Here is a 24,105-nt window from a genome sequence, read left to right as displayed (position 1 = left end):
TTACTTCACTATATAGCGTTAACATGCAGCTTCAACACCCATGTATTGCATAAAAGCCAAATGAACACTCTGGCTGATGTCGGAGATATTAAATTACGCAGCTAGAATATATCCTGCTCTGCGGTTTCCTCACCGTCTAAAATAACGCTACTGTCATCAACCTTAATGTATTCTGTTGGTGCGGTTCCCATGCTGAAGTACTCAAAAATACTACTTTTATCGGTTTTTGTGGTGAGCATGCCGGACTGTTTATCAATGCGCACCGAAACGATGTTTTCAGGTGGCTCAAAAGGCTCAACAACTTGCTCTGCGAGTGCGGCTTTCATAAAGGTGATCCACGCGGGCTGTGCAGATTTAGCACCAGCTTCTGTACCTGTAATTTGGTTTTTACCCAAATTGTTGTTGTAGCGCGTTTTACCTAAGTTTCTCGTGTGGTCGTCAAAGCCTATCCATGAGGTCGCGACAATGCGTCGACTGTAACCAGAAAACCATGCATCTTTCGCTTCGTTCGTGGTGCCGGTTTTGCCCGCAATGTCACGGCGTTTAAGTGCTCTTGCACGCCAACCTGTGCCTTGCCAACCCGGTGTAACAGACCAATCAGCTCCCCAAATGGCACTGTTGAGCGCTTGTGTGATTAAAAAAGCATTCTGTTCACTGATCACACGCTCAGCAGTCACTAAAGGTTGCTCACCTGCCATTTCATTTTCATGTGGTGCTTGGCTTAATAAGGGTTGAGCGTTCGGCTCTTCGAATTGAATAACATCCGGAGCAACGGGATTGGCGAATTTAACGCAGGGTAACTCGCACGCGAGAGCCGGGTTGGCTTGATAGACAGTATGGCCAAATGAATCCTCAATACGCTCGATAAAATAAGGCTCAACTAAATAGCCACCATTGGCGAATGTGGCGAAGCCTGTCGCGACTTCAAGTGGTGTTAATGAAGCAGAGCCTAATGCCAGTGACTCGTTTTCAGGTAATTCATCTGGCATAAAGCCGAAGCCAGAAAGGTGGTCAATTATCTTTCCTAAGCCAACGGCTCTGAGTAAACGCACCGAGATCACGTTCTTTGATTGCGCCAAAGCACGTTTAACCCGGATTGGACCGTTGTATTCAGCAGGTGAATTTTTCGGTCGCCATACCACGCCAGAGCGTCTGTCCCATTGGTTTATCGGCGCATCATTGACGAGCGTGGCTAACGTATGATCATTCTCTAGGGCCGCAGAGTAGACAAAGGGTTTGATGTTTGAGCCAACTTGTCGCTTTGCTTGGGTGACGCGATTGAATTGACTTTGTTTAAAGCTGAAACCACCCACAACCGCTTGAATTGCGCCAGTATCTGTTGATAGTGCAACCAGCGCGCTACTTGCTTGCGGTAGTTGGCTTAAACGATAACCACCTGCTGCTTTACTGACGTAGATCAGATCGCCAACATTGACGACTTCGCTTGCCAGTTTAGGCGCCGGGCCTTGTTTTTGGTCGCTAATAAATTCGCGTGCCCAAGATAATCCTTGCCAAGGCAATTCAATCGAGCTGCCCGACTCAAGCACGGCCAATGCGCTTTGTTCAAATACGCCGATGACCACCGCTGGCTGTAAGTTCTGATAACTTGGCACATCGGCAAATGCCTCTTGAATTTCAATTTCTGAGAGTGGTGTGTTGAGCTGGGCAAGTTGCTCTTCAGACAAGGTGCTTTCTTCTTCGTCTAAACGCGGGCGAAGGGCTTTCACTGGGCCGCGGTAGCCATGACGTTCATCGTAGCTCAATAGGTTTGATTGAACTGCGTGCTGCGCTGCGCGCTGAAGATTCGACGGTATGGTCAAGTAAACCTTGTAGCCGCCAGTGTAGGCTTCTTCCTTGCCAAAGCGATCAATCATTTCTTGATGCGCCATTTCCGCGATGTAAGGCGCATCTAAGGCAATTTCTGCCCCGTGCTTTTTCGCTGTAATGGGCGCAGCTTTAGCGGTTTGATAATCCTGCTCTGATATATAGCCACTGACTAGCATGCGTTGTAGCACAACCGAGCGTCGATTTTTAGCACGTTCAGGTCGACTGATTGGATTAAGTGTCGAAGGGGCTTTGGGTAAGCCTGCTAGTACTGCAATTTGTGGTAAGGTCAGTTCTTTTACTGGCTTACCGTAATAAACCTGCGCTGCTGCGCCAAAGCCAAAAGCGCGATGGCCGAGCTCTATCTTGTTCATGTAAAGCTCTAAAATTTCGTCTTTACCGAGCAAACTTTCGATGTGAAAGGCGAGGAAAACTTCCCGTATTTTACGTGTGTAGGTAACTTCGCGCGTTAGGAAAAAGTTTCGTGCGACCTGCATTGTGATGGTACTCGCGCCACCTTTACTTTGGCCGATAAGTTTACCAAATACGGCGCGGCCGACCCCAATCGGGTCAACGCCAAAGTGCGTATAAAAACGGTCATCTTCCGTTGCTAAGATGGCGTCTACTAGCTGCTTTGGGAATTCATTTAAGGAGAGGGGGATGCGCTTTTTCTCACCAAACTGAGAGATCAGTTTGCCGTCTTGGCTGAATATCTGCATCGGTGTTTGCCAGCGCATATCTTTAAGAGATTCAACGCTTGGTAAGTCGTTTTTCATTGATAAATATAGGGCGAATAATGAAACAACACCCAACACACTTAGCGCTACAGCGATTTTCGCCAAATTTTTAAATGAAAACACAGAAAAAGCTCGAAAATTGACATAATTTTATAAGTTAGGGCTAGTATATCGTGTAAATCCATGTAATAAATGTATTTGTGCGTATATTATGACTAAAATAATTACAACTATATATTTAGTAGGAAGTTATGCTAAGCAACTTATGGAAAAAGAAAGCATCAATGATGGTTGGGATCGATATCGGCTCCCATGCTGTCAAGGCGGTGCTATTGAGTCAAGGAGACGATGGCTATACTTTAGAAGACTACGCAATTGAACCTATGCCTCGCGGCGCTATTATTGACCGCGAAATCCAAGACATTGAAGCGGTTGGCAAAGTGATTGCCAAAGTTCGCAAACAAATTTCTTCCTCTGTAAAACTCGCTGCTGTTGCCGTATCTGGGCAAACCGTAATTACCAAAGTCATCTATATGGATGTTGCGCTCAGTGATGATGAGTTAGCGGGGCAAATCGAAGTAGAAGCTGACAGCTTAATCCCATACCCACTTGATGAAGTAAGCTTAGATTTTGAAAAGCTCGCGGTTAATGAATCTGATCCAAGTAAAATCAATGTCTTGCTCAGTGCTGCGCGAACAGAATCGGTAGAGGCTCGCGTAGCAGCGCTTGAAGCGGGTGGTTTTTCAACGAAAGTGGTTGATGTGGAGTCATACTCTATTAGCCGAACGTTCGATCTATGCTTAGCACAACTGCCTGACGACGCCACCAAGAAAATGGTTGCCATGGTCGACCTTGGTGCAACGATGACCTTGTTTTCGGCCACCAACGAAGGTGAACACGTTTACAGCCGAGACCAGTTATTCGGTGGCGAGCAATACACACGCTCAATTGTTTCATACTACAACCAATCTTTCGAAGAGGCTGAGTCGGCAAAAGTTAAAGGTAAATTGCCGCCAAACTATCGCTTCGAGGTGCTTGCACCATTTCACACTATCTTAGTGCAGCAAATTCGCCGCGCCATTCAAATGTTTTTAACCTCAAGCGGCCACGAAAAAGTGGACTACTTAATTATCTCTGGCGGCACAGCGTTAGTTGAAGGGGTGCAAGAGTTATTAACGGAAGAGTTGGGGATTTACACCGTTGTCGCCAACCCATTTGAAGGGCTAGAACTCGGCGGTGATGTCAATGCGACTGAATTAGAACAAGTCGCGCCTCAATTGATGGTTGCAGCGGGATTAGCGTTAAGGAGTTTTACGCCGTGGCATATATAAACCTTCTGCCTTGGCGCGAAGAAGCGCAGCAGGCGAGAAAGAAAGAATTTGTCAGTATATTAGCCTTTGTCGGGCTTTTTATGTTTCTTATAGTCTTTGCGATCAGCAGTTACTATCAAGCCCAAATTGACGGGCAGGTTACTCGTAATCAGTTCTTAAAAAATGAAATTCAAATTCTCGACGTGCGCATTGCTGAGATTAAAACCTTAAATGAAAAGAAAGAGGCATTGCAAAAGCGTATCAGCGTCATCGAACAGCTGCAGCGCAGTCGTAATGTGGGTACTCAAGTACTGGATGAAATTGCCAAAATTATTCCTAACGGTATTTATCTCACTAAGTTAGAAAAACAAGGCAACATCATTCACCTAACGGGTAAAAGCGAATCAAACAACCACTTAGCCAACATGATTCGCGAAATTGAGTTATCCGATTTATTCACCGATGCAACGCCTGAGTCTATTATCACCGATGAAGAAGCAACCAAGTTGTTAAGTGATTTTAAAATGCGCGTTACCATTAGAGGTCTCGTTGGTAACCTTGATGCTGCGGTTGATAATGCATTTCAAGGAGGCAAGTAATGGAATTTGATTTTCGTAACTTTGCCGAACAGTTTGACAACCTTGAACTGGATAATATTGGCGAATGGCCTATTGCTGCCAAAATCGTACTGACGATTTTCACCGCTATCGTGGTTTCTGCCTTGTCGTATATTGCATTAGTTAGCGATAAAATCACTATGCTTGACCGCGTTCAAGCGGAAGAAATCACACTCAAGCAAGAGTATGAGTCTAAGTATCACGTGGCCGCAAACTTAGAGTTGTTCCAACAGCAAATGGTCGAGGCAGAGAGCATCTTCGCAAACCAGTTACGTAGTTTACCAGAAAGTCACGAAACGCCGGGTCTACTGGATGATATTACTTTTGTTGGTACGACCAGCGGTTTAGATTTTGTCAAACTCAATTGGCAACCGGAAATCACTAAAGAGATATATATTGAGTTACCAATTGATATTGAAGTGCTTGGTGCATACCACGAATTTGGTAGCTTTGTCAGTAAAATTGCTGGCTTACCGCGGATCGTAACGCTTCACGATTTCACCATTGATATCGCGCAAGTGAGTAATGAAACACTTAACTTGAAGCTGCAAGCGAAAACATATCGTTATCAGGAGGCCGGTCAATAATGAAAAGGTTAGCCTTACTCTCACTCTTGGTACTGACGGGGTGTTTTGATGACACCAGTGATTTAAAAATTCATATCGCTAAGGTCAAGGCCAATGCCAAAAGCTATATCGAGCCAATGCCTGAAGTGCCTACCTTTAACCACTTCAAATATGCAGCGGTAGATTTGAGAAGCCCTTTTGTCGCACCGCGACCAGAGGTTATTCAAGAAAAGCTTCAACAAATATCGGGTTGTTTGAGCCCAGATCCACGTCGACGTAAACAGCCACTAGAAAAGTTTGCGTTGGGTGACCTTGTGATGCGAGGCACACTCGGCGAAGGTGGTGTCACTTGGGCTTTAGTGGAAGCATCAGATAGTACGTTACATCGCGTATCGATAGGCAATTACGTTGGCTTATACAATGGCCGTATTACTCAAGTTGATAACGAAAGCGTAAAAGTGATTGAGTTGACTCCAGACGGCGCTGGCTGTTGGGTTGAACGTGAAACCGAAATCGAAATGATAGAACTGGACAGTCAAAGGTAAAGGAAGTAGTGATGCTATTTAATACAACAATAATTAATAAGGTTTTTGCCGTTGCTCAGCGGATAAAAATTGTTATTGCTATGTGCTTTTACCTCCTCTGTTCGACGGCTACTCACGCGTCAGACTTGATAGGTATTGCATACAACACCATTCACAATGATCAAATCGAAGTTGTATTTTCGTTCTCAGAGGAAATTCTCGGGCAACCTCCCGTAAAGACCTCGGTTAACCCTGCGACAATTGAAGTGAATTTCGGTAGCCCAACGTTTGACGATGATTACGCTGAAACGATTGTTGACCACGCAGGTGTTGAAACCATTGACATTAGTCGCGTTGATGGCGATATGGTCGCGACGATTAACTTAGACAAGCTTTCTGTCTTTGATGTTGCGATTGAAGGTGACCAATACGCCATTACGGTAACCTATGGCAAGGCCGCAGAAGTTGTAGAGCGGGTAGCACCAGCCGGCGAAGAATTCATTAACAAGGTACAAGCCATTGATTTCCGCCGTGGTGAAACCCAAGGCGAAGGTCAAGTGATTATTGAGCTTGGTGACAGCGTTGTTGCTGCTGACGTCTCGGATCAACTGGGCAAGGTCGTGGTGGAGTTCTACAACACGCAAATCTTTGAAGACATGCTTTACAAACTAGATGTGACGGATTTCGCCACCATAGTCACTGGCATAGAGACTTTCCGCGAAGGTCGCAATGCTAAACTGGCGATTGAAGTGGACGGTAACTTTACGTTTGAGCACGATCAGCAAGAAAATGTCTTCATAGTGAACGTTCGCAAGCAAGAAAAACCGGTGGGTTACTTAGGTGCAGAAGAAGACTTTAGCGGGCGTACCATTGCGCTTAACTTCCAAGACATTTCGGTGCGCACTGTGCTGCAAATTATTGCTGACTATAACGAGTTCAATTTGATTACCAGCGATACTGTCACAGGTAATATCACGCTGCGTTTAGACGGTGTGCCTTGGGATCAAGCTTTAGACATTATCTTAAAAGTGAAAGGTCTAGATAAACGTATGCAGGGTAATATCTTGATGGTTGCGCCAAGTGATGAACTAGCGGCGCGCGAAGCCAAGAACCTGCAAGCACAACAACAAGTTGAGGAACTTGCACCACTTTATTCAGAATACTTGCAAATTAACTATGCTAAAGCATCAGAGCTGGCGGGCTTAATTAAGAATAAAGAAAACAGTATTTTATCTTTGCGTGGCACAGTGTCAGTTGATGAGCGCACGAATACCTTGCTTGTTCGCGATACGGCCAAGAGCATTGAAGATATCAAGCGTATGATTGATATCTTAGACATTCCCGTTCGCCAAGTGGTGATTGAAGCGCGTATGGTTACAGTTACCGATGACATTAATGAGCAGTTAGGCATTCGCTGGGGGGTCACAGACACCGATGGCGAATACTCGACCGCGGGTAGCTTGACGGGTGCCAACTCTGCCGGTAACGGCGTGACGCCAGATATTGCTGATCGCTTGAACGTGAATCTACCTGTTGGTAACCCGGCTGGCAGTATTGCATTTCAAATTGCGCGTTTAGCAGATGGCACTATATTAGATTTAGAATTAAGTGCTTTAGAGCAAGAAAACAAAGGCGAAATCATCGCCAGCCCACGCATTACCACGGCAAACCAAAAAGAAGCCTTTATTGAGCAAGGTGTTGAAATTCCGTATCAAGAAGCCGCTTCAAGTGGTGCAACGTCGACCCAGTTCAAGAAAGCGGTATTAAGTTTGACGGTGACACCACAAATAACACCTGACGACAATATCATCTTAGATTTAGGGGTTACCCAAGATACCGTGTCTGATATTACCGCTGGCCAAGCGCCAGCAATTGACACACAGCGCATTGGTACGCAGGTTCTTGTTAAAAATGGTGAAACAATCGTATTAGGTGGTGTTTACCAGCAATCTATTATTAGTGCGGTATCTAAAGTGCCTGTACTTGGTGATATCCCGTATTTTGGTTGGATGTTTAGAAATACCAATAATTTCAATGAAAAGAAAGAGTTGTTGATATTCGTAACGCCGCGTATTGTCACAGAACACTTCTAAAAAGCCCTAATAAATCAAGTAAGTGGCGTAATTTTTAGTCACTTACTTGCATTCTCCCGCCAACAATTGCGATAATTACGCCCTTGAAATTTTTGAGAGGAGTTTCCTCTTACCTATTCACACTATTTTTTACGAGAATTAAGTAAGTCTAATGGCAGAAAAACGTAATATTTTCCTAGTAGGCCCGATGGGCGCTGGTAAAAGCACTATCGGTCGAGAATTAGCAGATAAGCTTCACTTAGAGTTTTTCGATTCAGATCAAGAAATTGAACGTCGTACAGGGGCTGACATCTCTTGGGTTTTTGACTTAGAAGGCGAAGAAGGCTTTCGTAAAAGAGAAGAAACTGTCATTGATGACCTTACTGAAATGCAAGGTATTGTGTTAGCGACTGGTGGCGGGTCTGTGATTAGCTCACAAGTGAGAAATCGTTTATCAGCGCGTGGTATTGTGGTTTATTTGGAAACGACCATTGATAAGCAAGTTGCACGTACACAGCGTGATCGTCGTCGTCCACTACTTCAAACATCGGAAGACCCTCGTGTTGTGTTAGAGAACTTGGCCGTTGAACGCAACCCTCTGTATGAAGAGATTGCTGATGTTATCGTTCAAACAGACGATCAAAGTGCCAAAGTTGTTGCCCACAAAATTGTTGAACGTTTAGATTTCTAATGACTTCCTTACGTGTTGAGCTGGGTGAGCGTAGTTACCCGATTTATATTGCGCCCGGACTTCTTGAGCAGAGCGGTTCACTTGCTCAACACATCAAATCAAAGCGCGTTTGTATCGTTTCTAACGATATAGTGTTTCCATTATACGGCCAGCAACTGCTGTCTGCGTTAAGCGACTTTCAAGTCGACTACCTAGTGTTACCTGATGGTGAGCAAGAAAAGAACCTTGCAAATTTTGATCGTATTATGAGTCATCTCTTAGAGCAGGGACACGGTCGTGACTCGACACTCATCGCACTGGGCGGTGGTGTTATTGGTGATATTACCGGCTTTGCGGCAGCTTGTTATCAACGGGGTGTTGACTTTATTCAAGTACCGACGACTTTGCTATCACAAGTCGATTCTTCAGTAGGCGGAAAAACCGCGATCAACCATCCGTTAGGTAAAAACATGGTCGGTGCTTTTTATCAGCCCAATGCCGTGCTAATTGATTTAACAACGTTACAGACATTACCGCCGCGCGAATTTGCAGCGGGTATGGCCGAAGTCATTAAATATGGTATTTTAGGCGACGCAGCGTTTTTCTCTTGGTTAGAAGAGCACAAAGTAGGCATCAAAGCGCAAGACCCTGAATTGTTGCAGCAAGTGATTGCTCGCTGCTGTCAATGTAAAGCCGATATTGTTGCCGAAGATGAGAAAGAAGCAGGCAAGCGAGCCTTGCTAAACCTTGGTCATACCTTTGGTCACGCTATCGAAGCAGAGCAAGGATATGGCGTTTGGTTACACGGTGAAGCAGTGGCCGCTGGTATGGTAATTGCTTCTTCACTTTCTGTAGAACGAGGCTTGCTATTAGCGTCAGAACTACGTCGCATTGAGCAGTTAATTGCTTACTTTGACTTACCGACAGCTTCTCCTGAGGACATGGGATTAGATGCCTATCTCAAGCACATGAAGCGAGATAAGAAAAATGTCGCTGGTCAACTGCGTTTTGTCCTCCCAACTGGCATTGGCCGTAGTGAGGTTGTGGGTGATGTGACGATTGAGGAGCTAAAGCAACTTTTGGATTAATAGATACCCATGCTATTTCAAAGTGCTTGTTTCAGTTGGAATTAGAAGTGGTTTAGGTAAGGCATTGATTGCAGAGAATGGTCGTTCCCTTGTCAAAATCAATAACGCAGCATAAATCGCTTATAAACCAACCCTTTGGGCGCTTCACAGGAACTCACTCTCAGCGTTGCAGCTTATTAAAAGGGAGTAACCATTCCTGCAAGCTGCGCCTTGATATTGAGCCCCTGTGATAGCGCTGAAGTCAAGCATCTTGAAGCAGCATGGGTATAATAACTGAGGTGATTCAGTTCGGATGGCTCCATGATGGCTTTAGCAACCAGTGACAACCCAACAACGGATAAGAATGTGATGTCAATTAGCACCAATGCTCGCATTGACTACATCTTAAAGTTTTCTCGCCACACCGTTGTTGTACTCGATGACCAGCAATCTGGTTTTGGCTCTATTGCTGGCACCTTTTTAGCCTCGCTTTCTGAACAAACCAACGCCGCACTTGTTCCTGTCTCTAGCAAACTCAATGACGTTCAGATTCGCGCTCGTATCAATGAACAGCTATTTCCGGGGGAGGCGTTTGACCCCGAAATATCGCTCACGCAAAGCGTTATTGAACACTATATTAATCAGCAACTCCCGATTGCCATTGTTATTGAACAGGCACACCACTTATCACTGCAAATTGTCCATGAATTAACACTGCTTTCGGAGCTTGCTAAAAAATCTGGTCGTGAAATTGCGGTTGTGCTGCTTGGTCAACCAGCGTTAGGTAAGTTAATCACAACCAACTACAGCTTGTTTAATAAAAAGCTTTCGATGATCTCAGCGGCCAACGGCCAGTTGTTGTCGGCCAATGCGGAGCTCTTTAAGTCACAAGTTACCTTTCTTGCGCTAACCCCTTTTAACAAGCTGGTAATCGCGCTCGTTGCGTTATTGGCGCTGACTTTTGTGACGCTTTATTTTCTCTATCAACGGGATGCTATGTCGTTCAGCAAGCTTGCTGAACCAACGACGACCTCTGCTGAGTCAAATCGCTCAACCCCCACGAAAGAGGCTAGCGAAACAAACGCGAGTGATGCAGATACTGTTGTGTTGGCGAATGGAAAAAGCTTATCAGATAGCAATGCCGATATAAGTGCAGTACCAGCAAGCCCTCAGGACATTCTGCAAGCCATTCTAGCAGAACAAAGCGTAGCACCTGAGCCAGCGGCTGCACCAGTTGACGTATTAACAGCACTTGCTGCTGTTGATGACAAGCCTGCTCAAGCGAGTTTTACTCAATCACACCCTACTCAGCAGGCTTTGCCTTCTGGTAGCGTCGCGGCAGCGGAAAAAGCTCAGGCGAGCGCAGCGAATATTGAGCATAGCGAGCGGGAAGTGAGCACCTTGCGCAATGAGTTTGCTGATGGCAATGAGCGCAATCGTTTAGCAACCGCAGCTCAAAAATCGTCACATCAATTTGATGTTTCTCAACAGGGCGTTGTCATTCAGTTTGCGAACTTAGCGCTACAGCAAGCGTTAAAAAGTGGCAAGCAACCCAGTGAATTGGCACGCTCATTTGCACAGCGCTATCAGCTCACTGATTACCAGTATTACACGCGTATGCTTAACAGCCAGCCTTATTTGGTCATTACCTCGAAGACCTATATACAGCGCGACCAAGCTGTGTTGGCGATGGCTGCGCTGGACGAAGCATTGCAGCAAGCTGGTATTTGGATCAAGTCGACGGCAACCGTGCAAAAGGAAATGGCGGCGGTGAGCCGTTAAGCCCAAAAAACATTGGTCTTGAGCGCCATTCGAGCTACAATCCCCAGTCGATTTAATGGTAGTAGTGGAATTGTTGGCTGAATGACCAATAAAAATAGAGCATTTTTAAAATGGGCAGGTGGCAAATATACCTTGTGTGATGTCATCAACAAAATGCTCCCCAAAGGCGAATGCTTAATTGAACCTTTTGTTGGTGCAGGGTCTGTTTTCTTAAATAGCAATTTTTCACGCTATATCTTAAACGATATCAACCGCGATTTGATTAATCTGTATCAAATTCTTAAAGATACGCCAGAGCAATATATTACTGACGCTGCTAAATTGTTTGTAGAGCAAAATAATCAGGCCGATGCTTATTATGACTTGCGCAAAACCTTTAATGAAACTGACGATATCTACCAGCGCTCACTGCTATTCCTTTATTTAAACCGCCATGGCTACAATGGTTTGTGTCGCTACAATAAGTCAGGCGGTTACAACGTGCCTTTTGGCAAGTACAAGAAGCCTTATTTTCCCGAAAAAGAACTCCAGCTTTTCGCTGAGAAAGCGCAACGAGCGACTTTTGTGTGTGAAAACTATCGGGATACTTTTGCCAGAGCCCAGCAAGGGGATGTCATTTATTGCGATCCACCGTATGTACCACTCAGTAAAACGGCGAGTTTTACGTCTTATGCTGGCAATGGCTTTGGCTTAGATGAGCAAGCTGATTTGGCGAATGCTGCCGAAGAAACGGTCGCACAAGTCAAAGGCTCTAGTGTCTTGATCAGTAATCACGACACCATTTGGACGCGTAAAATCTACGAACACGCACACCGCATCCGCAAATTAAATGTTGCGAGAACGATCAGCCAAAAAGCCAGTAATCGCAAGAAAGTCGGCGAGTTGATGGCATTGTACAAATAACCTCAGCTCTGGATAACTAATGCGCTTCTAGCAGCTATTTTTACTGCTACCAGCGTTAAATTTACTTGCAATAGACTAGCTATTGACGCGCAAATTTGCCTTGCTATCAGCAAAAATCTCTTGCTAGAAGATAACGATAAACACAAATATTTGAATTAATTATTCACTATTTCTTATCCAAACCTGAGGTTAAATAGCGCTAGTTGTTTTTTCGTGCTAGCTAATCCAGCGCTTCGCTTGCTGTCATACTCAGTGTTTCTTGGAACTAGGCGCGCTTAACTCGGCATTATTAAGGCGACCGCCAACACTAGCCCCATAACAAATAACACCACAGCAAATAGCCCAACAAGAATGAACTGAATTGGTTTTCCTTTGCTGAAATCTTGTTGATGATTTGTGCTACTTTGCACCCCAAAAAATGCAGCGCCAACACTTTTTAAGGTCTGCCACCAGGTTAATTTATCTTCACGATTTTCCATCTTGTCACTCACATCTGAGCGATGAGTTTGACGTTAAGTATGCAGAAGCGCTCAAAAAATGACAATAAGTGCCCTGAGAAGGCGGGAGTGTTAAGGGAGTTGGTTGGCACCTACATGAGTTTTTGTAGGTGCCTGAGAGATGCTTACTCTTTATCTTTGATTAAAAAGTAGTGCCCCAGCTAACAACGAATTTAGTATCGTCGTCACCAGAATCTTCATCTGCTCTAGAGACACTGAAGGTAAAGTCGCCTTTGCTAATATCGACTTGTAAGTGACCATAGTCGCTATCGCTGCCAGCGTCGAAATCATAGTAACCGTAGGTTAGGCCGACACTGTATTCCTTCGCGACTTCAAAACCGTAACCCACACTGTAGTAGATATCACCCGTGTCGAATAAAGAGCCGTCGTCCACTTGGCTGTTTACTGTGTAAGCAACGCCAAAGCTGAAATCTGCATAGCTACCATTAAAGTAAACTTCGCCAAAATCACCATCGTCCAGGTCTGCGTAGTGATACAGGATGTAGCCGACATCGTAGCCAAAATCGCCAGACTCACCGCCAAACCCTAAGTAAAAATCAGTTTCTGCGCCATTGCCGTCACCGAGCGAGCCAACCCAAGTACCAGCATAAAAGCCGCTATCATCGCTGTAATCAATACCACCTGATACAGATGCTGAATCAGCGCTTTGGCTGACACCACGCCACAAGTAGTTACTTGTGGCACCAATATTAGCCTCGACAGCTGCTTGTGCTTGATTCGGTACAAACATCATTGTTGCTAAACTCGAAGCAATCGCCATTCCCATTAGTACTTTTTTCATATGTATACTCTCTATGTTTTTATTGTTGTTGAAAGCAGTGCAAACCAAATGCCTAATTTGAGTAATTGCTTGAAAATTGAATTAAAGCATTTAAAAACATGGGTTTAAGTGTTTTTGTGAATCTCCTTTCATTTATTCTGGTTGACGCTGTTGCGCACAAATAGTGCAGCGCTAGTGAAAGAGTGTCCAAATGAGTGCATGAAAAGTATACGTTTGTGGTGGCTTTCACTTCAATAATGCACGCGCATTAGGTAAAGTAGCGCTGATTTTCTGCTAGGGTAAAAGTATGTCTTCATTTTTAATTGCACCGTCTATTCTCTCAGCTGATTTCGCCAGACTTGGTGATGATGTCGCCCGTGTACTTAGCGCTGGTGCTGATGTGGTTCATTTCGACGTGATGGACAATCATTACGTGCCTAATTTGACCTTTGGCCCTATGGTCTGCCAGTCACTTCGCGACTACGGCATCACTGCACCAATTGATGTGCACTTAATGGTGAAACCCGTTGATAGTTTAGTGCCAGCCTTTGCGAAAGCGGGTGCTGATATTATTACTTTTCATCCAGAAGCCAGCGATCACGTTGACCGCACCTTGCAGTTGATCAAAGACAATGGCTGTAAGGCCGGCCTTGTTTTGAACCCCGCAACGCCACTGAACGTGCTTGATCACGTTATGGAGCGATTAGATGTCATCTTGTTGATGTCTGTTAATCCGGGTTTTGGTGGGCAGTCTTTTATCCCGACGACATTAGACAAGTTGCGTTTGGTTAAGCAACGCATTATCGAAAGCGGACGTGATATACGATTAGAAATTGATGGTGGCGTAAAAGTCGATAATATCGCTGAGATTGCCGCTGCAGGTGCCGATATGTTCGTTGCAGGCTCGGCAATATTTTCACAGCCAGATTATCGCACTGTCATTGAACAGATGCGTGCAGAACTGGCTGCTGTCGAGCGAAAGTAAAAAGCTATCTGGCAGTAATGAGTCAGCAAGTCAAAGTAATTTAAGTTATAGAGAGCAAAATGAGTAAACCAATTGTATTAAGTGGCTGTCAGCCATCTGGCGAATTGACGATAGGCAACTACCTAGGCGCACTCAAGCAGTGGGTTGGTATGCAAGATGATCATGAGTGCTATTACATGCTTGTCGATCAGCATGCAATTACCGTTCGTCCTGACCCTGCTGCGCTTAGAAAGGCGACATTAGATGGCTTAGCTTTGTACCTTGCCTGTGGTGTTGATCCACAAAAGAGCACCATTTTTATTCAGTCGCACGTGCCAGAGCACGCACAGCTGAGCTGGGTACTAAATTGTTATACCCAAATGGGCGAGCTAAACCGGATGACCCAATACAAGGACAAGTCACAAAAGTCTGAAGCGAATATGAACTCTGGCTTGTTTACGTATCCAGTGTTAATGGCTGCTGATATTTTGCTTTACAATGCTGATCGCGTGCCTGTCGGCGATGATCAAAAGCAACACTTAGAGCTGGCTCGCGATGTCGCCACCCGCTTTAATAACTTATACGGTGATATCTTTACGGTACCTGATCCACATATTCCGGAATTTGGTGCCCGCATTATGAGTTTGCAAGATCCTCTCAAGAAAATGTCAAAATCAGACGACAATGCCAACAACTTTATTGGCTTGTTAGAAGACACTAAGAAAATCACTAAGAAAATCAAACGTGCCGTAACAGATTCTGACGAGCAAGCGCGTATTTACTTCGATGTTGCTGAAAAACCGGGTGTGTCTAACTTGCTGTCACTATTATCTTGTGCAACAGGTAAGTCAGTTGAAAGTTTAGTGCCAGAATACGAAGACAAAATGTATGGTCACCTTAAAGGTGATGTTGCTCAAGCTGTGGTTGCACTATTAGAGCCAATTCAAGCGCGTTACCAAGAATACCGCGAAGACCAAACATTCTTAAACCAAGTGATGCGTGACGGCGCTGAGAAAGCTTCTGCTCACGCAAGCAAAGTATTAACGAGTGTTTATGATGCAATAGGGTTTGTTGCTAAGCCTTAGCAGCGATAACAACCGTGCGATGTTACGGTTGTCGTGATAACAAAGCATTAAAAAAGCGAGTGAAGGTTGCCATTGAGATAACCTTACTCGCTTTTTTGTTTTACTACTTTTCTACTTTAATCCAAATTAGCTTCGCTAAATCAGGTATTAGGGCACCACTACTTTTGTGCTTTAAGTGATTGCTGCCGGGTTTTCTCAAATAATTTTTCAGCATCGGTTAAAAACTCATCAACGTCACTGCTGGCAGATAACAAGAAGTTTGGCGGCATAATCGTCGCGTCATATTGTGGCCGCGGATTAAATTCAGGTTGCTTACTAAAGTGAATGAGCGCGCTACCACCGAAGAAAATTAGGGTTAAACTGGCGGCTGTTGCAAGGCGGCGGCGATCGCTCATATGGAAGCCGATATAGCAATTTAGCCAAAACATGGTAAAGGCAACAGCAATGGGCAGTAGGTAAGTTAACCACGCAACAGGCCAATTACCTGAGGTGTTGAAGTTCACCAAGGCTTGCACTATGTCGGTTAACATCAGTAGCAAGAAAAACACAAAACAAGTGCCGATTTGGTGCAGTACTCTGGCATCGTTTTTGGTTAAGTGCGACACCATAGACACAAGTGCCGGCCAGATAGAAAAGACCAATGCCATACCAATAGCAGGTACCAAAAGCTGGGTAAAGTTAACTTCTTTTCCTTTATCCAAATAAGTTAACCAGCCAGAAGCTAAGGTAAACAGCATAATGCTGACAACGATAACCAATGGGTTACGAGCCAAGTTGATTAAAGTTTCAAACGCGCTAAAAGGTACACTAGCCGATACTGGGTGATCAGGAAACACCAAGCGTATTTGGCTGTTGCCCAGTGCAATAACGTCACCTGATTTTACGATATGACCATTGGCAACCGTTTTACTTTGTCCAAGAAAAGAGCCATTGAGGCTATCGTGATCGGTGACGATCCAATGCTCACCATCGTAGTTGATGGATAAATGTTGAGGGCAAACATGGGGGTCACTCACAATAATGTCATTGTTATAGGCTCTACCCACTTTTACTGAGCCGTTATTGTATTTGTGGCGACCAATTAACTTGTGCCCTTTACTCAGCTCTTCGACGATTATTTCCATGACACTGACTCCATAAACTGCTTGGTAAAGGCCAATGCCATTGCTTTTTCAACACCCGCAATGGTGAAGTGACTGATCAGCGCTTGGGTATTTTTATCCACTGATAGTCCCAAATAAAGTACGTCGTATAAGTCTGGAAACTTTTTGTAATTTCGTGTGCACAAAATACTTTTGTTGTTAATTAGGTTAGAAGACGGCATCACAATATCGTGATGACACGCGAACTCTGTGACATCGTCTTTGGTGGCTTTGTTATTCGCCGCCGCGCGAGCGATTTGTCGCTGATATAAGTGATAGAACTTCAAGTCACTAATTTTATTGGTTTCCATGTATTGAAATTGCATTTCAATACCGCCGGTAAAAAAGTTGTTGTCGATAAAGGTATCTTCATCCATCGCGCAATTGGCCATCGCCGAATAAATTAACGCGTCTTGCTTGTCGGCATTTGATTCCCCCCAACAACGAATAAAAGGGACATCAATGGTTGGAATAATGCCGTTGCCTAACATTTTTTTGTGCCATTTGCTGGTCAGTAATGTCTCTACCATGGCTTGCTGATTGGCGGTCAGTTGCTCCGCCATTTGTTGCTCTATCGTCTCAGGTGCCGCTTGTTGGTAGTCATGAAACAATTTGGCCAGCTTGTCATGCGGCACTAAAAAGCCAATCTGATTGCCTGAAGTTGCAACGTTTACACCCACGACTTGCTCTGTTTTATTGACCACAGGGCCACCACTCATCCCAGAATTCACTGAACCCGTAAAATGGATTTTATCAATAAATGACTCTTTCTTGAGGCCATTGTAAGTACCTGGCACGACAATCATGCCCAGATCGTGAGGGTTACCTAGTGAGAAAAGTTTTTCGCCTTTCGTTGGTGCTTGCTCGGCAATGGAAAAAAATGACATGGGCGCTGAAACTGCTCGTTTGACCAGCGCTAAATCATTGATCACATCAACACTGGCTAATGTTAGTTGCCCTTTATTTCCTTGGTGATCCAAATACTGAATTTGATACTTTTCTGGGTATTGTGCGTGGCCGGAAATAACATGGTAATTGGTCGCAATTAAGCCATCAGCTGTGATTTGAAAGCCCGAGCCGATAGTGGATTTTTCACCGCTCGCCTTATCAATCAGTCGAATTTGGTAGAGCGAGGGGGCAAGCTGTTTGAATATTGTGCCTGCCTGCTCAGCAGCGTACAGCTTAGTCAGAGAAAATAGCGGGCTGACAATAAACAGCAGTGTAATTAATACCTTCATTAATACTTCCGTTACTTAAAGATAGTCTCATTGTGCCAAGTATTTATAGTAACCAACAGCTTTTAAACGAAAAAAACGATAAATCACCGTTTTAGCCGCAAACGTGTTGTGGAGATTATTGAGCATACGAAGCAAACGCGAGTTTTGAGTCAAAGCCGCGGTAAATCGATGACTGCCATTTTTTACTCAGCTGATTAAACAAATATCAAATAAATGGTTGAAAAGCATACAGTTAATTGTCTGCATTCTTTACAGATGAAAATTTTTTGTTCAAATGTGCTTTTATAAGTGGTTGAAATTAAATGAAATGTTTTCTCTGGTATGACCTTTGCTGATTGTCGGTTGTCTTATCAAGCAGCAAGGAGCAGTAAATGCTTAAAAAACAAAAACTAGGACTCGCGTTTCTCTTTTCGTTTCTAACTTTTTCTCAGCATGTATCGGCATCGCTTATTCAAGGGTGGGGCGTTCAAGCGAACGCTGGTAGTGCAAGTAACTGCAGTGCAGGAAGTTGTACGAGTGCAAACGGCGGTAGATTCGCCGGGGAAAATGACGGTGGAGAGCATCAAACAACAGCAACATTGGAACATGACCTTTACGGTTACGGCAGAGCATATGCTGATTTATCCGGCTCTGGTTACTTGCCAACATTAAAAGTGTTTGCCAGTTCAGAGTTTGGCAGTCGTGGCACGGCCAATGCGTTTGGCGTACAGCGTTTTACTTATGAAGGCGCTGATAATCACACCATCGACTTAGATTACAATTTGCATGGTTCAATTACTGAGTTTAGTTCGCGTAATTATTTACAACTGCGTGCAGATGTTGGTGTATTAATTGGTGATAGCCTGGAATGGTACCCTGATTTTGCTTCGCTCTACTTTGAATTTGGTGGCGATTTAGAGCCTGGTGGCAACGACAGTGAATTTATATCTTCCGGTGCAGATGTCAATATGCCTGGCCGCTTGTCGTTTGATATTGATAATGGTCAGTCTTTTTATGTGATTACTTCGGTATCAGCTCGCGCTTATGGTGGTGAAGCAGATGGTTGGAATACACTGTCGCTTAGCTTTTTAGACACCTCGGGATTAACCGCAGCATCAGCTGGCTCACTTAATAATCAGTCCACAACCGCAGTGCCACTACCTGCCACTTGGTTAATGTTATTACTGCCATTGGCTATGCTGGTACGTCGCCAAAAATAAATACCGACTCGGCTTATCATTTTTAGGGTGGTGTTATTTCCACCCTAATTTATCCTCAAACTCACTGTCGAGTTTTTTGGCAAAGTCTTTCGCTTGAATGGCCACTTTTTCTAATTGCTTATCTTCTTCTGTTTGTGCCGTGTATGCCGGAACGGGTGTGGGGTAACCCGTATCGTCAACCGCCATAAAGGTGATAAAACAGCGATTAGTGACCGCTTGCTTACCTGTTTTTGGATCACCCGCTTTGACGACCACATAGATATGCATGCTCGATTTACCCGTGTGCACAATGCGCGCCGTAAGGCTAATTAACTGTCCCACTAAAATAGGGCGAATAAAGCGAATAGCATTTGCGGATACGGTGACGCAATAGTGCTTACTCCACTGTGCAGCACAAGCATAAGAAGCTTGGTCAATCCATTTCATCACCATTCCACCATGCACTTTTCCGCCAAAATTTACGTCGGTTGGTTCAGCGAGAAAACGAAATTCAACGGTGTTACTTGTTGTGTTATCAGTCGTCATAAATAGCCCTATTTATGCCTAATTTGGAGTCAATGATAGCCGATAATCTGCTAGTTGCGCGTTAATTGCAATGCTTACTCACGGTTACCCATAGGTATGACAGTCAGAGGACAACCATAAATGTTGTGTAAACAATTGTTCATACGCCAGTCATGAAGGCGCCACGTAACTGTCATTTTTCTCTCTTATATTCGGTTGGCTGCTGGGGCGAGATTCATAAAAACGTCTAAATAGGCCAACACATAGCCCCTAAAAGCAACTTCAAACATATAACAAACTTCAGAGGAACGAGATATGTACTCTCGATGGATGCTTCGCTCGCTAATAGCTTCGCTCTTAGCCACGAGCGCACACGCTGCCGTGCTACCAGAGATACAAAAATCAAGTGCGTGGTACAGCAATGCAGAGCAAGTGATCAATACCAAGCTTCAACAAAACACCAAAGACAAAGCGAAAAATGTCATTTTGTTCGTTGGTGATGGCATGGGGATTTCTACCTTAACGGCGGCGCGTATTTTACAAGGACAAATGGCTGGCCAATCAGGGGAAGAGGGCTACCTGTCATTCGAAACATTCCCCTATTCAGCACAAGTGAAAACCTACAATGTCGACGCACAAACACCGGATTCAGCAGGCACCATGACCGCAATGATTTCCGGGGTAAAAACGGATGTCGGTGTGATTGGTGTCGATGAAGACATCGAACGCGGTAATTGCGCGACGGTGAAAGGTAATGAACTGGTCAGTGCCGTTGAGCTTGCTGAAATTCGCGGCTTATCAACGGGGGTTATCTCTACGGCGCGAATTACCCATGCAACACCTGCGGCGACCTATGCAAAATCGGCAGACCGCAACTGGGAAGACGTATCAGATATGCCAGAGGCAGCCGCTGCTGGCGGCTGTGAAGATATTGCTTCACAGCTTGTTAATTTTGAAAAAAACCTAGAAATGCGTTTTCCCGGGATTGATGTCGATGGTATCGAAGTTGCCATGGGCGGCGGTCGTCGCCATTTCTTACCAAAAGACGCTGCCTTCAATAGTGCCGATGCCCGTAGTGAAGTCGAAGGTGATCGCACCGATAGTCGCGATCTCACGGCAGAGTGGCAAGCAACTTATGAACATGGTGCTTATGTGATGGACAAGGCGGGGTTTGATGCTATCGACCCTGCAACAGCGACCAAGGTACTTGGCTTGTTTAACGAATCACATATGCAATACGAAGCCGATCGCGCTAATGATATTGCCGGTGAGCCATCGTTGTCAGAAATGACGAGCAAAGCGATTGATATTTTGGATAACAACGACAAAGGTTACCTCTTAGTCGTGGAATCAGGTCGTATTGATCACGGTCATCACGCCGGTAATGCGTACAATGCCCTTAATGACACTGTTGAATTTGCTAAAGCGGTACAAGCGGCTGCCGATGCCACCAACCCAGAAGATACCTTAATTCTGGTAACTGCGGATCACAGCCATGTGTTTACCATCGCGGGATATCCTAAGCGCGGTAACCCCATTTTAGGCAAAGTTGTTGCTGTTGGGAGTGACGAGCCAAGCTTGGCTTCTGACGGTATGCCATACACGACACTGGGTTACACTAATGGCCGTGGTTTTGCTGATTTAGGCAGCGAAACTAACGCCGATGCAATTTACGGTATTGACCCCAATGCTGGTCGCAAAGACATTACTGCGGTTGACACTACTACGCCTGGTTTTCACCAAGAAACCACTATTCCACTGAGTTCAGAAACCCACGCCGGTGAAGATATTTCACTACATGCGAAAGGCCCTGGCGCGCATTTAGCGCAGGGCGTAGTTGAGCAAAACGTGGTCTTTCATTTAATCAATCAAGCACTTGGCTTGTTAAACGACTAGGAGTAGTGACATGAAAACTTTGAAACTTTTATCGTTGTCAATTTTGGTCGCCTTAGCAGGCTGTGATGGTGACGACGGCCGAGATGGTACAAACGGGGCTGATGGCGCCAATGGCTTAAATAGCTTAGTGGTGCAAACGCCTTTGGCTGTCGGCAACGCCAACTGTTTAAACGGTGGTGTGCAAATTGATTCTGGCTTAGATGATAACGGCAACAACACGCTTGAATCGGGTGAAGTTGACGCCACTGAGTTTGTCTGTTCACCAACAATTACCAACGTGACTGGCGGTGCAGCTGAGGTTACCAGCACAAATACCTGGTTTAGCCAAGCTAAGCGTCGAGTAGAAATCGCGCAAAGCCGCGCTGAGGCGATTGAAATAGCGAAGGGCCAAGCGAAAAACGTGATCTTATTTGTCGGTGACGGGTTGGGCATTTCAACCATTACGGCAGCGCGCATTATGGCGGGGCAGCAAGCAGGTTTAGATGGCGAAGAATACGAATTAAGTTTCGACAAATTCCCGTATTCAGGTTTTGCAAAAACCTACAATGTTGATGCACAAACTCCTGACTCGGCAGGTACTATGACCGCGATGATGTCTGGCGTGAAAACCGATGTCGGCGTAATTGGCGTCGCAGAGGGTGTCTCTCGTGGCGATTGTTCATCGGTATCAAGCCAAGAGTTGGTTACCGCACTGGAGATGGCTGAAATTGCGGGTAAATCAACGGGCGTTATTTCAACCGCGCGAATCACCCATGCAACGCCAGCAGCTACCTATGCCAAATCTGCCGATCGCAATTGGGAAGATGTGTCGGATATGCCAGCAGAGGCGGTGGCGGCAGGTTGCCAAGATATAGCTGCGCAATTAGTTAACTTTGAAACTAATCTCGAAGCACGTTTCGCCGGCTTAGATGTTGACGGTATTGAAGTGATGTTTGGCGGTGGTCGCCGTCACTTCCTGCCAAAAGACGCCGCGTTCAACACCGCCGATGCAGTCAGCAGTGTTGAGGGCGATCGCACCGATGGCCGCGATTTAACGGCTGAATGGCAGGCAAAATACACAGCGGGTCAGTATGTTATTGACCAAGCAGGGTTTGATGCGATCAATCCGGCAACCACTGAGCGCGTGCTTGGGTTATTTAACGAATCTCATATGCGTTATGAAGCAAACCGCAATGAAGACGCGTTAGGTGAGCCATCGTTAACACAAATGACCGCCAAAGCGATTGATATGTTAGCTAACAACGACGATGGTTTTTTCTTAATGGTTGAATCGGGGCGTATCGATCATGGTCACCATGCTGGCAGTGCTTACAATGCCTTAACGGATACCATTGAATTTGCCAAAGCGGTTGATGCCGCAGTAAAAGCAACAAACCCAGAAGACACTTTAATTATCGTCACGGCCGATCATAGCCATGTCTTTACCATTGCGGGTTATCCCAAGCGCGGTAACCCAATTCTAGGCAAAGTGGTGAGTGTTGGCAGTGAAGAGCCGAGCTTAGCGGCGGATGGCTTACCTTACACTACGGTTGGTTACACCAATGGCCGAGGCTTCAAAAATCTCGGTAACGAAACCAATGCTGATGTCGCCTACGGTATGGACATAGTCAACGACCGCCAAGACTTAACGACTGTGAGCACTGAGTCTTCGGGGTTCCATCAGGAAGCACTAATCCCGCTGAGCTCTGAAACGCACGCAGGCGAAGATGTTGGTGTCTATGCTATGGGGCCAGGCGCGCATTTAGTGACGGGGACAAACGAGCAAAGCTTGATTTTCCACGTGATGAATCACGCCGCTGACTTTGTAAATCAAGCTGACAGTGCGCTTGAATAAGCTGTCAGCTCGCTCAGCTATACAAAATTAATGTAAAAGCAAAATAAAAGGATACGGGAGGCGAGCTTCGCCTCCCGCAATTATTATGAATATCAAGAAAACCGTCACTCTTTGTTTGCTTGTCGCCAGTACTCAGCTAGCGGCATTTGCACACCAACAGTCAATCTCGAATGCTAGCCCAAAGCGCTGTCAGGCCGAGCAATTGATTGCTCATTATGAGCAGACATTTGGGGAGCACCATGAGCATGCGAACATAGCTACTCACAACCCTAACCATAATCACAATCAGGCTCAACAGCAAAAAAGCACAGTTCAACAGCTCACGTTATTGCGTAAAGGTAATCGCGTTGCTCATTACAACCCTGAACAAAAAGTCGCTAATATCTGGTACCTCAATCGCCACAAGCAACAACAACTGACACGTGTCTTTGAGCGATATCAGCAAGGTATTGAATATCAGGCAGATGAACTTAAAGCCCAACAGCAGTGGCATTATGTGCGTACGCTCGTTGATCACGCATTGCTTGCAAGTATGAGTCATCAAAAAGCCTCAGGTGCTGGCTGCCAGCGCCTCGAACACTATACGCTTGCTACGGCAACACATGAATTTCAACTGCAATGGTTACCAGCATTAGCACTGCCGCAATCATTAGTGGTCACAGATAAGCAGACGCATCAAACCAGCCGTTTACAGCTAGTGGATATTGAGTATGGTGATAAAGTTGTTGAGCAATTTACCGTGTGGGATGCGTTGCCAACCACTGACTATGCCGACGTTGGGGATAATGAAAACAATCCGTTTTTAGCGAAAATGATCAATCAGGGGTTTTCAGGTAGCCCAAATGCACACGCACATCACCACCATTAATAAGGTGGTGATGCACCGCTAAAAT

General features: G+C 45.2%; 21 protein-coding genes. 15 read left to right on the top strand and 6 right to left on the bottom strand.

The window, feature by feature from the left end; all coding sequences use genetic code 11:
- Positions 1–101: 101 nt before the first annotated feature.
- Positions 102–2,684: a penicillin-binding protein 1A gene (locus tag DXX93_RS19310; protein ID WP_258872720.1), complete on the bottom strand. Its 2,583-nt coding sequence runs from the start codon at positions 2,682–2,684 to the stop codon at positions 102–104.
- A 128-nt stretch (positions 2,685–2,812) separates the two neighbouring features.
- Between DXX93_RS19310 and DXX93_RS19305 the strand changes: the two genes are divergently transcribed.
- From DXX93_RS19305 to DXX93_RS19265, 9 genes are all read left to right on the top strand, one after another.
- Positions 2,813–3,892: a pilus assembly protein PilM gene (locus tag DXX93_RS19305; RefSeq protein ID WP_116009537.1), complete on the top strand. Its 1,080-nt coding sequence runs from the start codon at positions 2,813–2,815 to the stop codon at positions 3,890–3,892.
- Positions 3,880–4,470 (top strand): PilN domain-containing protein, encoded by a 591-nt coding sequence (locus tag DXX93_RS19300; RefSeq protein WP_116009536.1) that lies wholly within the window; start codon positions 3,880–3,882, stop codon positions 4,468–4,470. Before DXX93_RS19305 ends, DXX93_RS19300 begins: the two co-directional genes overlap by 13 nt.
- Complete coding sequence (locus tag DXX93_RS19295) at positions 4,470–5,075, top strand: type 4a pilus biogenesis protein PilO (RefSeq protein ID WP_116009535.1); 606 nt, start codon at positions 4,470–4,472, stop codon at positions 5,073–5,075. Before DXX93_RS19300 ends, DXX93_RS19295 begins: the two co-directional genes overlap by 1 nt.
- Complete coding sequence (locus tag DXX93_RS19290; protein WP_116009534.1) at positions 5,075–5,599, top strand: pilus assembly protein PilP; 525 nt, start codon at positions 5,075–5,077, stop codon at positions 5,597–5,599. The genes DXX93_RS19295 and DXX93_RS19290 overlap by 1 nt, the downstream gene beginning before the upstream one ends.
- A gap of 11 nt (positions 5,600–5,610) precedes the next feature.
- On the top strand, positions 5,611–7,671 hold the full coding sequence (locus DXX93_RS19285; RefSeq protein WP_116009533.1) for a type IV pilus secretin PilQ: 2,061 nt from the start codon (positions 5,611–5,613) through the stop codon (positions 7,669–7,671).
- A 151-nt stretch (positions 7,672–7,822) separates the two neighbouring features.
- On the top strand, positions 7,823–8,341 hold the full coding sequence (gene aroK, locus DXX93_RS19280) for a shikimate kinase AroK (protein WP_116009532.1): 519 nt from the start codon (positions 7,823–7,825) through the stop codon (positions 8,339–8,341).
- Complete coding sequence (gene aroB, locus DXX93_RS19275) at positions 8,341–9,408, top strand: 3-dehydroquinate synthase (RefSeq protein ID WP_116009531.1); 1,068 nt, start codon at positions 8,341–8,343, stop codon at positions 9,406–9,408. The genes aroK and aroB overlap by 1 nt, the downstream gene beginning before the upstream one ends.
- A 300-nt stretch (positions 9,409–9,708) precedes the next feature.
- The gene (locus tag DXX93_RS19270; RefSeq protein ID WP_116009530.1) at positions 9,709–11,169 is read left to right on the top strand and encodes an ATP-binding protein; all 1,461 of its coding nucleotides are present in this window, start codon (positions 9,709–9,711) and stop codon (positions 11,167–11,169) included.
- Between the two features lie 81 nt (positions 11,170–11,250).
- Complete coding sequence (locus tag DXX93_RS19265; RefSeq protein WP_116009529.1) at positions 11,251–12,072, top strand: Dam family site-specific DNA-(adenine-N6)-methyltransferase; 822 nt, start codon at positions 11,251–11,253, stop codon at positions 12,070–12,072.
- A gap of 275 nt (positions 12,073–12,347) precedes the next feature.
- On the opposite strand, the gene DXX93_RS19260 is transcribed toward DXX93_RS19265, so the two are convergent.
- A complete protein-coding gene (locus DXX93_RS19260) occupies positions 12,348–12,551 on the bottom strand; it encodes a DUF2970 domain-containing protein (RefSeq protein WP_116009528.1) in 204 nt (67 codons plus the stop codon).
- Between the two features lie 160 nt (positions 12,552–12,711).
- Positions 12,712–13,371: a TorF family putative porin gene (locus DXX93_RS19255; RefSeq protein WP_116009527.1), complete on the bottom strand. Its 660-nt coding sequence runs from the start codon at positions 13,369–13,371 to the stop codon at positions 12,712–12,714.
- Between the two features lie 286 nt (positions 13,372–13,657).
- Here DXX93_RS19255 and rpe point away from each other — a divergent pair, with 286 nt between their 5' ends.
- A complete protein-coding gene (rpe, locus tag DXX93_RS19250) occupies positions 13,658–14,335 on the top strand; it encodes a ribulose-phosphate 3-epimerase (RefSeq protein WP_116009526.1) in 678 nt (225 codons plus the stop codon).
- A gap of 59 nt (positions 14,336–14,394) precedes the next feature.
- Complete coding sequence (trpS, locus tag DXX93_RS19245; RefSeq protein ID WP_116009525.1) at positions 14,395–15,399, top strand: tryptophan--tRNA ligase; 1,005 nt, start codon at positions 14,395–14,397, stop codon at positions 15,397–15,399.
- A gap of 158 nt (positions 15,400–15,557) precedes the next feature.
- Here trpS and DXX93_RS19240 read toward each other — a convergent pair whose 3' ends face one another.
- Positions 15,558–16,523, bottom strand: coding sequence for an FHA domain-containing protein (locus DXX93_RS19240; protein WP_116009524.1), 966 nt, complete (start codon positions 16,521–16,523; stop codon positions 15,558–15,560).
- Positions 16,514–17,779: a S1 family peptidase gene (locus tag DXX93_RS19235; protein ID WP_116009523.1), complete on the bottom strand. Its 1,266-nt coding sequence runs from the start codon at positions 17,777–17,779 to the stop codon at positions 16,514–16,516. Before DXX93_RS19235 ends, DXX93_RS19240 begins: the two co-directional genes overlap by 10 nt.
- A 371-nt stretch (positions 17,780–18,150) precedes the next feature.
- On the opposite strand from DXX93_RS19235, the gene DXX93_RS19230 reads away from it, so the two are divergent.
- The gene (locus DXX93_RS19230; RefSeq protein ID WP_116009522.1) at positions 18,151–18,978 is read left to right on the top strand and encodes a hypothetical protein; all 828 of its coding nucleotides are present in this window, start codon (positions 18,151–18,153) and stop codon (positions 18,976–18,978) included.
- Between the two features lie 33 nt (positions 18,979–19,011).
- On the opposite strand, the gene DXX93_RS19225 is transcribed toward DXX93_RS19230, so the two are convergent.
- On the bottom strand, positions 19,012–19,503 hold the full coding sequence (locus DXX93_RS19225) for an acyl-CoA thioesterase (RefSeq protein WP_116009521.1): 492 nt from the start codon (positions 19,501–19,503) through the stop codon (positions 19,012–19,014).
- A gap of 294 nt (positions 19,504–19,797) precedes the next feature.
- Between DXX93_RS19225 and DXX93_RS19220 the strand changes: the two genes are divergently transcribed.
- From DXX93_RS19220 to DXX93_RS19210, 3 genes are all read left to right on the top strand, one after another.
- Positions 19,798–21,378 (top strand): alkaline phosphatase, encoded by a 1,581-nt coding sequence (locus tag DXX93_RS19220; RefSeq protein WP_116009520.1) that lies wholly within the window; start codon positions 19,798–19,800, stop codon positions 21,376–21,378.
- A 10-nt stretch (positions 21,379–21,388) separates the two neighbouring features.
- Positions 21,389–23,212: an alkaline phosphatase gene (locus tag DXX93_RS19215; protein ID WP_116009519.1), complete on the top strand. Its 1,824-nt coding sequence runs from the start codon at positions 21,389–21,391 to the stop codon at positions 23,210–23,212.
- A gap of 85 nt (positions 23,213–23,297) precedes the next feature.
- Positions 23,298–24,080: a hypothetical protein gene (locus tag DXX93_RS19210; RefSeq protein ID WP_116009518.1), complete on the top strand. Its 783-nt coding sequence runs from the start codon at positions 23,298–23,300 to the stop codon at positions 24,078–24,080.
- Positions 24,081–24,105: the final 25 nt, after the last annotated feature.

The organism is Thalassotalea euphylliae (assembly GCF_003390335.1).
Classification (GTDB): domain Bacteria; phylum Pseudomonadota; class Gammaproteobacteria; order Enterobacterales; family Alteromonadaceae; genus Thalassotalea_F; species Thalassotalea_F euphylliae_B.
This window is presented reverse-complemented; position numbering and strand designations above follow the sequence as displayed.